This window comes from Pseudomonas sp. IB20, from assembly GCF_009707325.1.
Lineage (GTDB): Bacteria > Pseudomonadota > Gammaproteobacteria > Pseudomonadales > Pseudomonadaceae > Aquipseudomonas.
Genome location: NZ_CP046103.1, coordinates 970,454 through 980,638, shown reverse-complemented (window position 1 = coordinate 980,638; position 10,185 = coordinate 970,454). Strand labels below are relative to the sequence as shown.

At 60.4% G+C, this 10,185-nt stretch carries 10 protein-coding genes, 1 other RNA gene and 1 pseudogene; 8 read left to right on the top strand and 4 right to left on the bottom strand.

Annotated features, from left to right (window positions below):
* Window positions 1-106: 106 nt before the first annotated feature.
* Window positions 107-460: RNase P RNA component class A (gene rnpB / locus GJU48_RS04495), an RNA gene on the bottom strand.
* A gap of 96 nt (window positions 461-556) precedes the next feature.
* Window positions 557-1,462, bottom strand: a complete 906-nt coding sequence (gene rsmI, locus GJU48_RS04490) for a 16S rRNA (cytidine(1402)-2'-O)-methyltransferase (RefSeq protein WP_176462944.1) — start codon at window positions 1,460-1,462, stop codon at window positions 557-559.
* Between the two features lie 165 nt (window positions 1,463-1,627).
* Between rsmI and GJU48_RS04485 the strand changes: the two genes are divergently transcribed.
* From GJU48_RS04485 to GJU48_RS04470, 4 genes are all read left to right on the top strand, one after another.
* Window positions 1,628-3,439 carry a penicillin-binding protein activator gene (locus tag GJU48_RS04485; RefSeq protein ID WP_094951283.1) on the top strand — a complete coding sequence of 604 codons (1,812 nt, stop codon included), beginning with the start codon at window positions 1,628-1,630 and terminating at the stop codon, window positions 3,437-3,439.
* Window positions 3,439-3,810, top strand: a complete 372-nt coding sequence (locus tag GJU48_RS04480; RefSeq protein WP_094951282.1) for a YraN family protein — start codon at window positions 3,439-3,441, stop codon at window positions 3,808-3,810. The genes GJU48_RS04485 and GJU48_RS04480 overlap by 1 nt, the downstream gene beginning before the upstream one ends.
* Window positions 3,811-3,902: 92 nt before the next feature.
* Window positions 3,903-4,496, top strand: a complete 594-nt coding sequence (locus GJU48_RS04475; protein WP_003216190.1) for a phosphoheptose isomerase — start codon at window positions 3,903-3,905, stop codon at window positions 4,494-4,496.
* A complete protein-coding gene (locus tag GJU48_RS04470) occupies window positions 4,493-5,074 on the top strand; it encodes a BON domain-containing protein (RefSeq protein ID WP_094951281.1) in 582 nt (193 codons plus the stop codon). Before GJU48_RS04475 ends, GJU48_RS04470 begins: the two co-directional genes overlap by 4 nt.
* 68 nt (window positions 5,075-5,142) lie before the next feature.
* Here GJU48_RS04470 and GJU48_RS04465 read toward each other — a convergent pair whose 3' ends face one another.
* Both GJU48_RS04465 and GJU48_RS04460 read right to left on the bottom strand, forming a co-directional pair.
* A complete protein-coding gene (locus GJU48_RS04465) occupies window positions 5,143-5,919 on the bottom strand; it encodes an OmpA family protein (RefSeq protein WP_094951280.1) in 777 nt (258 codons plus the stop codon).
* 412 nt (window positions 5,920-6,331) lie between these two features.
* Window positions 6,332-6,572 (bottom strand): annotated as a pseudogene (locus GJU48_RS04460) (MBL fold metallo-hydrolase); the annotation flags it as partial.
* Window positions 6,573-6,748: 176 nt separating this feature from the next.
* Between GJU48_RS04460 and GJU48_RS04455 the strand changes: the two are divergent.
* From GJU48_RS04455 to GJU48_RS04440, 4 genes are read left to right on the top strand one after another with little or no spacing between them, the layout of a single operon-like run.
* Window positions 6,749-7,339: a paraquat-inducible protein A gene (locus GJU48_RS04455; RefSeq protein ID WP_094953763.1), complete on the top strand. Its 591-nt coding sequence runs from the start codon at window positions 6,749-6,751 to the stop codon at window positions 7,337-7,339.
* On the top strand, window positions 7,336-7,980 hold the full coding sequence (locus GJU48_RS04450) for a paraquat-inducible protein A (RefSeq protein WP_094953764.1): 645 nt from the start codon (window positions 7,336-7,338) through the stop codon (window positions 7,978-7,980). The genes GJU48_RS04455 and GJU48_RS04450 overlap by 4 nt, the downstream gene beginning before the upstream one ends.
* Window positions 7,961-9,622 (top strand): PqiB family protein, encoded by a 1,662-nt coding sequence (locus GJU48_RS04445; RefSeq protein WP_094953765.1) that lies wholly within the window; start codon window positions 7,961-7,963, stop codon window positions 9,620-9,622. The genes GJU48_RS04450 and GJU48_RS04445 overlap by 20 nt, the downstream gene beginning before the upstream one ends.
* Before the next feature lie 14 nt (window positions 9,623-9,636).
* Complete coding sequence (locus GJU48_RS04440; RefSeq protein ID WP_155295929.1) at window positions 9,637-10,182, top strand: PqiC family protein; 546 nt, start codon at window positions 9,637-9,639, stop codon at window positions 10,180-10,182.
* Window positions 10,183-10,185 lie beyond the last annotated feature (3 nt).

Sequence of the window (10,185 nt, the reverse complement as noted above, 5' to 3'; positions counted from 1 at the left end):
AAGATTTTTTTGGTATTACGAAGACGCATCTGCCAATGATTTGGCAGGGAGGGATTCTTGCGTTACTACCGGGTTTCTGCCCGAGATTCGGACAAAAGGAAAAAAGGTGGAGAGTCGATCTGTAAGCCGGGTTCTGTCTTGAACAGTCATTCGTCTACGATGGCCATCACTGGACATCTTTAGCAACCTACCCGGTCCCAGCGCGGGCCACGCCTTGGGACCCTATTTGGTCTTGCTCCAAGTGGGGTTTACCTAGCCACGAACTGTTGCCAGTCGTGCGGTGCGCTCTTACCGCACCTTTTCACCCTTACCGGCACCGAAGTGCTTAGGCGGTTATTTTCTGTGGCACTTTCCGTAGGCTCACGCCTCCCAGGCATTACCTGGCACTTCGCCCTATGGAGCCCGGACTTTCCTCCCCCCCCTAATTTTCATAGAGGGCAGCGACTGTCCAATCGACTCTCCGCCGCGAAGGTTAACGGCACGGCGGGCTGAGGACAAGTATTAAAAGTGCGCCAATGCCATCACGTTCAGACGGAATACCGCTTTGCCCCCGGAACTATTCGGCCTTCTGTTTATCCAGCGCGGCTTGATACAACACATTCTTGCGTACGCCGGTAATTTCGGCCGCCAAGGCTGCAGCCCGCTTGAGCGGCATTTCCTTGAGCAGCAAATCGAGAATACGCATGGCCTCGCTGCCCACCGCATCTTCGTCTTCCGGAGCCGTCCAGCCGGCCACCAGCACCACGCACTCGCCGCGCTGCTGGTTGCTGTCGCCCTCGACGAAGGCACGTAGCTCCTCCAGCGGCAGGCCTTTGAGGGTTTCGAAGGTTTTAGTCAGCTCACGCGCCAACAGCGCAAGGCGCTCGCCGCCGAAGACCAGTTCCATGTCTTGCAGGCATTCAAGGATGCGGTGCGGGGCTTCATAGAAGATCAGCGTGCGCGGCTCTTCCTTCAAGGCCTGCAGACGCGCGCGGCGCCCAACGGTCTTGGCCGGCAGAAAACCCTCGAAGATAAAGCGATCCGACGGCAAACCGGCTGCTGATAATGCAGCAATCAGCGCGCACGCCCCCGGAACAGGCACTACATTGATACCAGCAGCACGCGCCTGTCGGACCAAGTGGTAGCCAGGATCGGAAATCAGCGGAGTACCGGCATCGGAGATCAGCGCCACATCGTCACCGGCCAGCAAGCGCGTGATAAAACGGCTGCCCTCTTCGCGCTCGTTATGCTCGTGGCAGGCGGCAAGTGGCGTGCTGATACCAAAGTGCTGCATCAAACGCTGGGAGTGTCGCGTATCTTCCGCCGCGATCAGTTTTACCTCGCGCAACACTTTCAGCGCCCGAGCACTGATATCGTCCAGGTTGCCAATGGGCGTCGCCACGACAAAAAGCGAGCCTGCAGTGGAATTCAAAGGACCTGGAGCAGTCAAAACGCACACCTCGATGGTTGGGAAAAGTCGCATTGTAGCGCGTAGGCGCCTCGATACTATGCCCCCGAGGTCGGCCGTCTATACCTGCTGGCAACATTTGTACGACCTAAATTGACGGTTTCACGCCAGTAACATCGCGCCTGGGCCAGTGCTTGGGTACAATTCCACGCTAACTTGATCGGTATCAGGAACACTTACATGATCGCTTGCCTGCGGCTGCTCTCCGCCCTCTGCCTCGCTGCCTTATTGGCCGCTTGCGCCAGCTCGCCCTCGTCCAGCCTTGGCGAACTCCCCCGGACCCCGGATGCCAGTATCGAGCAACTGCTCGAACAGGCGACCTCCGCCAATACGCCAGAAAAGGCCGCGATGCTGCGTCTGAGTGCGGCAGACCTGGCCTACCACCAGAACAACCCAGGCCGTTCGTCGCAGATTCTTGCGCAAGTGCCCCTGGATGTACTGAAGCCTGCCGCGCAAGTATTTGCCAGTACGCTGGCTGCCGAACTGGCGATGACTCGCAACCAGCCCAAGGCTGCGTTGACGGCGCTGAACCATCCCAGCCTGCAAAGCCTGAAGGAGCTGCCGACCGACCAGCAGATCCGTACGGGCACCGTGCATGCCCGCGCCTATGAAGCCGATGGCCAGACCCTGGCTGCCGCGCGTGAGCGTGTCGCCATGGCCCCGCTGCTGACGGGCGACGCCGCGGCCAGCAACCACGACGCCATCTGGTCGCTGATTGCGGCGCTGCCGGCTGAACAACTGCAAGCCAGTGGCAACCCGACGCTCGACGGCTGGATCAGCTTGGCCAAGGCGGTCAAGGGCGCCGGAACCCTGGAGCAACAACAAGCCGCCATCGATACCTGGCGCGCGCAGAACCCAGGGCATCCAGCGGCCGTCAATCTGCCAACCCCGCTGACCAAGCTCAAGGAACTGGCCAGCCAACCGCTGAACAAGATCGCTTTGCTGCTGCCGCAAGAAGGTCCGCTGGCAGGTGTCGCCAAGGCGCTGCGCGAGGGCTTCATGGCCGCTCACTACCAGGCCGAACAAGCCGGGCAGAAGCCGCCGGTCATCGAGTTCTATGACAGCTCGCGCATGTCCTCCATTGACGACTTCTATGCCAAGGCCCAGGCCGCTGGCGTGCAACTGGTGGTCGGCCCGCTGGAAAAACCGCTGGTCAGACAACTCGCCTCGCGTGGGCAATTGCCGATCACAACCCTGGGGCTGAATTACAGCGAACTGAATGAAAACCCGCCGCAACTGTTCCAGTTCGGCCTGGCCGCTGAAGACGAAGCCCGTGAAGTCTCGCGTCGCGCCCGCGCCGACGGCCTTCACCGCGCCGCCGCCATGGTGCCCAAAGGCGAATGGGGCGAGCGTGTCTACAAGGCCTTCCGCCAGGACTGGGAAGCCAATGGCGGCACCGTCGTCGGCGTCGAGTACGTCGACCAGCCAGTGGCCCTCGCCCAGCAGATTGCCGAGCTGTTCCAACTGCGTAAAAGCGAAGGCCGCGCCAAGAGCCTGCAAAACACTGTTGGCACCGACGTAGCGGCCCAACCATCGCGCCGCCAGGACATCGAGTTCATCTTCCTGGCTGTGACGCCGCAACTGGCCCAGCAGATCAAGCCGACCCTGAACTTCCAATACGCCGGTGACGTGCCTGTGTATGCGACGTCCCACGTGTTCAGTGCCAGCGGCGACAAGAACCAGTACCTGGACATGACCAACGTCATGTTCTGTGAAACCCCTTGGTTGCTCAACACCACTGACCCGCTGCGCAACCAGGTTGCCGCGCAATGGCCACAGGCCAATGGCAGCCTCGGCCGTTTGTACGCGATGGGCGCTGACGCCTACCGCCTGGCACCTCGCCTGGGCCAACTCAAGGCGCTGCCGGATACGCGCGTTGACGGCCTCTCAGGCAGCCTGGGCATCGGCGCCTACCAGCGCGTTGACCGCCAGATGCCGTGGGCGAAGTTCGTCGGCGGCGACATTCAACGCCTGCCGGACACCCCGCGCTGATGCCCGAGCGGTCCAGTGCACAAAGCGGCAAGGATGCCGAACTTCAAGCTCTCCAGTATCTGCAACAACAGGGCCTGCGCCTCCTGGCGCAGAACTGGTTGTGTAAACGCGGTGAGCTTGATCTGGTCATGCTTGACGGCGATACAGTAGTATTCGTCGAAGTCCGCTACAGAAAACACGCACAATGGGGTGGCGCGCTCGCCAGTATCGACGGGCGCAAGCGTCAGAAGCTGATACTCGCCGCGCAGTTTTTCCTGCAAAAAGAGCATCGCTGGGCTGACTCCCCCTGCCGTTTCGATGTGGTTGCCATAGAAAGCACACCGTCTGGCCACGCTGATCTGAACTGGCTGAAAGATGCCTTCGACAGCTGATTCACCGGACATTTTCACCACACACTTTTGCTCTTTGCTTTGCGGGCTGCACACACCTGTGCCAAACAGCCGCGCTACTTAAGGTCACACAGATGGACATGCAATCCCGAATTCGCCAGCTTTTCCAGGCCAGCATCGACACCAAGCAACAGGCGATGGACGTACTTGCACCGCACATCGAGCAAGCCAGTCAGGTCATGGTCAATGCCTTGCTCAACGAGGGCAAAATGCTTTCGTGCGGCAACGGCGGTTCGGCCGGTGATGCCCAGCATTTCTCCTCCGAGCTGCTCAACCGCTTCGAGCGCGAGCGCCCGAGCCTGCCGGCCATCGCCTTGACCACCGACACGTCGACGATTACCTCGATCGCCAACGACTACAGCTACAACGAAATTTTCTCCAAGCAGATCCGCGCCCTGGGCCAACCGGGTGACGTGTTGCTGGCGATTTCCACCAGCGGCAACTCGGCCAATATTATTCAAGCGATCCAGGCCGCACATGATCGCGAAATGATTGTCGTAGCATTGACCGGACGCGATGGCGGCGGCATGGCCTCGCTGCTGTTGCCGGAAGACGTGGAGATTCGCGTCCCGGCCAATGTCACCGCACGCATTCAGGAAGTCCACCTGCTGGCGATCCACTGCCTGTGCGATCTGATCGACAGCCAACTGTTCGGGAGTGAAGAATGACCGTTAACCGCCTCAGCCTTTTGGCCATTACGCTGTGCCTCGCCATTAGCGGCTGCAGCACGGCAATCACCGCGACACGCGACACACCCATTCAGGATGACCGGGGCACACGCACTTTCGGCAGCAAGATTGATGACTCGCTGATCGAAACCAAGGTAGAAGTCAACGTCGCCAAGGCTGCTACAGACCTGGGCAACGGCGCATCGCGCATCGTCGTGACCAGCTTCAACGGCGTGGTGCTGCTCGCTGGCCAAACCCCGCGTGCCGACCTCAAGGCCCAGGCTGAACAAGCAGCATCGACCGTGCAACGGGTGAAGAAGGTCCACAACGAACTGCAAGTCATGGACCCGATCACGCTGCTGGCGATCAGCAACGATGCCTTGCTGACCACCAAGATCAAGGCACAGATGCTCACCGACAACGCCATTCCGGGCTCGCGCATCAAGATCGTCACCGACAACGGCATCGTCTACATGATGGGCCTGCTGACCCAGGCGGAAGCCACTCGGGCGTCCAACTTGGTACAGGGCGTGTCAGGCGTGCAGAAGATCGTGAAAGTGTTCGAATACATCGATTGATGTAAACGACAGCCACAAAAAAGGGCGCCGTGCATTGACTGCACGGCGCCCTTTTTAGTGGCCTGCGTTTATTGGTACTGCTGGTACGGGTTGCCTTGGAACTGGTTGTTCTGCGCAGGCGCCTGCTGTTGCTGCTGGCCAGGCTGGCCGTACTGCTGGCCTGGGATCGGGCCGAGGTTAACCTCGACGCGACGGTTCTGGGCGCGGCCATTCACGTCGGCGTTGCTGGCAATCGGGTTATCCGGGCCGGCACCGCGTGCGCTCAGGTTGGTCGGGCTAACGCCTTGGGACGTCAGGTAGTTGGCCACGCTCTGCGCACGGCGCTGGGACAGGTCCATATTCAGCTGGCGGCTGCCAGTGCTGTCGGTGTAGCCGACGATCTGGATAGTGTTCTGGTTGAACTGCTTGAGCGAGTTGGCCAGGTTGTTCAGCGGGGTGTAGAAACTGCCGGCAATATCCGCCGAGTTGGTAGCAAACGTGATGTTGCCCGGCATGATCAGCTTGATCTGGTCACCTTGGCGCTGCACTTCAACCCCAGTGTTGGCCATGCTTTCACGCAGTTTCTTTTCCTGCTGGTCAGCGTAGTAGCCGTAGCCGGCAGCACCGAGGCCGGCGAGGGCACCCCCTATCAGCGCGCCCTTGCCGCGGTTGTTATGGTCGATGGCTGCACCGGCTAATGCACCGGCGAGGGCACCCAGGCCGCCGTACTTGGCGGTTTTGCTGATACCGCCTTGCGAACCGTTATTAGCCTGCCCCTGGCTGCCGTCATAAGGATTGGGTGAGGCGCAGCCGGACAACAGGGCTACAGCGGTAGCAACAACAAGAAGACGACGCGGAGTAAACATGAAGGGAGCTCCTACTTTTTCATTCTGTGGTGCAAAGGACATTGGCAATGGGCCTGTGCCGAGTTTTGAACGCGACAAACGGTAAAAATTCCGTGGCGGTTTCCAGAGCTGTGACAAAAGGCCGGCCACGTTTGCTGCTTTGGAAAACGTAGCAGACGTAGGCTGAACGCGGGCTGTGTTTTCGCAAGCGGGGTGTATTTACGTGATGGCGGATATGGGCTGAGCCCTTACGGCGGGTCACTTTTGGAAAAGAGCCCGATTCGAAGCTCAGTACATCCGGTAAAGTACGCCGACGAAGGGCATCGGCTGCGCAATCCGAGCAACGCCGCCGATGCCGCACGGCGCATCGTCGACTGGTTCGATCACTACATGCCCTGCCCGGACTGCTGACGCTATCGCCGAGTGGTCACCGGGCGCCCGCCCTCTGTTTCAACTGCCCCGACGCCAGGAGGTGCTCAAGGTGCGCGTGAGTATGGATAATACTCACCACCTTCAACCCCAACGCATTAAGGCGCGCCAGGATCAGCTCATGATGACCGCCCGGGTCAACCACAATGGCTTTTTTTGGTAACCGGGTCACCGATGATCGTGCAGTTGCACTGCAAAGGCCCGACGGGAAAGGTTTCACGGATCAGCGCGCCTTTTTTCGATATTCATGGGCGTTTCTGCAAGCGCTATGGCACATTCCAGGCGCAGTATGGTTGACCTTACCCCCGCCCCGCTCCGGAAGGGATCAAACCTGCGGCATCTCAACTGCTAAGCTGTTCAAGCGCCATTGAATCAGTAGCACTGTCCAAGACCGCAGCGCATCGCGTTTGGAGCAAGACATATGGCGAATCAACGGGTCATCTGCGAACACTGCGACTGCGTGTACGAAAAAGTTACGCTCGCCAAGCATCAAAAAGCCCTGTGCACACGCTGCGAAGGCGTATTGCAGCGCTACAACGGCCTGTCGGTGCAACAGCGCCTCGCCCTGAGCGTCACCGCCGCCGTCCTGTGGACGTTTGCTAACTTCTACCCAGTGATGAGCATCAGCCTGCAAGGTTTGAAAAACAGCGCGACCCTTTGGGATTCAGTGGTTGCGTTGAGCCTGGGGCCGATCACTTTTATTGCGTTGGTGGCAGCAATTTCCATCGTCATCGCGCCGGTGTTCCAGCTGCTGTTGCTGATCTGGGTCTTGAGTTTCGCCCTGTCCGGCAGGCGCTCACCGGCGTTCAAGCTGTGCATGCGCTGGCTGGAAGCGCTGAGGCCGTGGAGCATGCTTGAAGTCTGCCTGCTCGGCGCCATGGTGGCGGTGTTCAAGCTGGCAGGCATGCTCGACGTGATACCCGGCACCGGCCTGTTTGCGTTAGCGGCCCTCAGCCTGTTGCTGATCCGCATCGCCGGGCGGGATGTGCGCGACCTGTGGGACACCTTATGAACTCACCGCCGACCGCCCGCGAGCTCAACCTGTGCCTGTGCCACACCTGCGGCCAGCCCTGCGACATGAGCGCCGCGCCCACCGAATGCGACCGCTGCGGCGCGGCCCTGCACTGGCGCAAAGAGCACTCGCTGACCCGCACCTGGGCCTACCTGCTCACGGCCCTTGCGTTTTATGTGCCGGCGAACTTATTGCCGGTGATGAAAACAACGATGCTCGGCTCGGGCGCAGACAGCACTATCATGAGCGGCGTGCTGGAGTTCTGGCAGCATGGCGCCTGGGACATTGCCCTGATCATTTTCATCGCCAGTATTGCGGTGCCGGGCATCAAGTTCGTGTCGCTGGCCCTGCTGCTGATCACCGTGCAGCGCAACAGCCTGTGGGCGCGCAAGGAGCGCTCGAAGCTGTTCCGGTTTGTCGAGCTCATCGGCTACTGGTCGATGCTCGATGTGATCGTGGTTGCGCTGGTGGCCGCACTCGTCCAGTTCCAGGCGCTGGGCACCATCGAGCCGCGCCTGGGTATTTTGTTTTTTGGCCTGGTGGTGGTGTTTACGATGCTGGCGGCCATGAGTTTCGACCCCCGGTTGATCTGGGAAAACCCACACAACGAGGAGCGCTTGGATGACGCCACACAACACTGACACGCATACAAGCACATCTGCTGGCACGCCCGCGATCAAGACGCGGCGCTTCAGCGTTTCGCTGGTGTGGATCGTGCCGATTGTCGCGGTGCTGGTGGGCATCTCGCTGGTGGTTCACAACGTCCTGCAACAAGGCCCGACCATCACCCTCAACTTCAAGACCGGCAGCGGCCTGGTCGCCAACAAAACCGAGGTCAAATACCGCAACGTGGTGATCGGCCAGGTGTCCGACGTTGCCTTGAGCGATGACCAGAAAAGCGTCAACGCCACCATCAAGCTGGCCAAGCAGGCGGAAAGCTTCACCCGCGAAGACTCGAAGTTCTGGGTGGTGCGCCCGCGCATCGGCGCCGGTGGCGTGTCCGGCATCGATACCTTGCTGTCCGGCGACTACATCGGTGCCGACATCGGCCAGTCCGATACCCGCGCCAAACAGTTCAAGGGCCTGGAAAACCCGCCCCCCATCACCTACGGCGAGCCGGGCAAACGCTTCACCCTGCACACCCAAGGCCTGGGGTCGCTGGATATCGGCTCGCCGGTGTATTACCGCAAAATCCCCGTGGGCCAGGTCGTGGCCTATGAGCTGGATGCCGAAGGCAAAGGGGTGAATATCGAGGTGTTCGTGCATGCGCCCAACGATGTGTATGTCACCGAAAACACGCGGTTCTGGAATGCCAGCGGCATTGACCTGAGCGTCGGCGCCAATGGTTTCGCGCTGAAAACCGAATCCTTGTCGTCGATGCTGGCCGGCGGCATCGCGTTCCAAGCGCCGCCCTACAGCCCCAATGACAAACCCGCCGACGAAGACCATGCCTATGAGCTATTCGACGACCAGCAAAGCGCCCTCGCCCCTCCCAACGGCAAAGGGCAATACATGGTCTTGCGCTTTGATCAGGCACTGCGTGGCCTTAAAGTCGGCGCGCCGGTTGAGTTCCTCGGCGTTGAATTTGGCAAAGTGGTGTCGATCAACCTGGATTACGACGCTAAGAAACGCAGCTTTCCGATCAACGTCGGCATCGTGATTTATCCACAATTGCTCGGGGAGGCCAATACCAAGCTGCTCCAGGCCACCAACCATGACCCCAACGATGAGGCCGGCGGCGTGCGCTTGATCGGCACGTTCATCGAAAATGGCCTGCGCGCCCAGGCTCGCAGCGGCAGCCTGCTGACCGGTCAGTTGTACATCGCCCTGGATTTCTTCCCGAAAGCCGAGAAAGTCGCGTTTGACCCGAGCCTGCGCCCGATCAACATCCCGACAATCCCTGGCAACCTGGAGCAACTGCAGGAAAAACTCGAAGGCATCGTCAACAAGATCAACCAACTGCCCATCGAGCGCATTGCCGGTAACCTCGACAGTAACCTGGTCGAGCTGCGCAAGGGCCTGACCCAGTTCAATGCCAAGACCCTGCCGAGTGTGCAGAACACGCTGTCTGACGTGAGCAAAACCTTGCAATCAGCCAACTCAACCCTGGCCGAAGACTCGCCGCAACGTGAACAACTGACCCAAACCCTGGATGAACTGGGCCGCATGTCGCGCTCCTTGCGCGAGCTGTCGGATTACCTCGGCCGGCACCCCGAATCGCTGATTCGCGGGCGCCCCGACAACGCCGCGCCGACCGGCCTGCAAGGCCCACCCCGCAAATGAGCATTGGAGCAGCCATGACGTTTCCGTTGAAAATCACCTGGGTCACCGCCTTGCTGTTACTGGCGGCCTGCAGCAGTGAGCCGATTGCGTTCCACACCCTGACCCCGGCGCACTGGAACAACAGCACGCGCGCCGAAGCCGCGGGTATCCGTATCGAAAGCATCAGCGTGCCGCCGCAGGTCGACCGGCCGCAGATCGTGATTCGCCAAGGCGACAGCGGCGTGGCGATTCTTGAAACCCAATGGTGGGCCGCCAGCCTGGCGGATGAGCTCAAAAGTGCGCTGGTGGATCAACTGGCCAACAGCAACGCCCGGCAAGCCCTGTCGTTGCGCGTTGAAGTGCAGCGCTTCGACTCGGTGCCCGGGCAGTACGCGTTGTTCGACGTGAGGTGGCGGCTAAGGCCGACCGGCGGCGGTGATCGCCCTGCCCTGAGCTGCCGCACCACCTTGCAGTCACCCGCAGGCCCGAGCATCGACGACGTGGTGGTTGCGCACCAGAACAACGTCAAACGCTTCGCTGCGCTGATCAGCCAAACGGTCGACAAGTCCCTGCAAGCGTAGGGC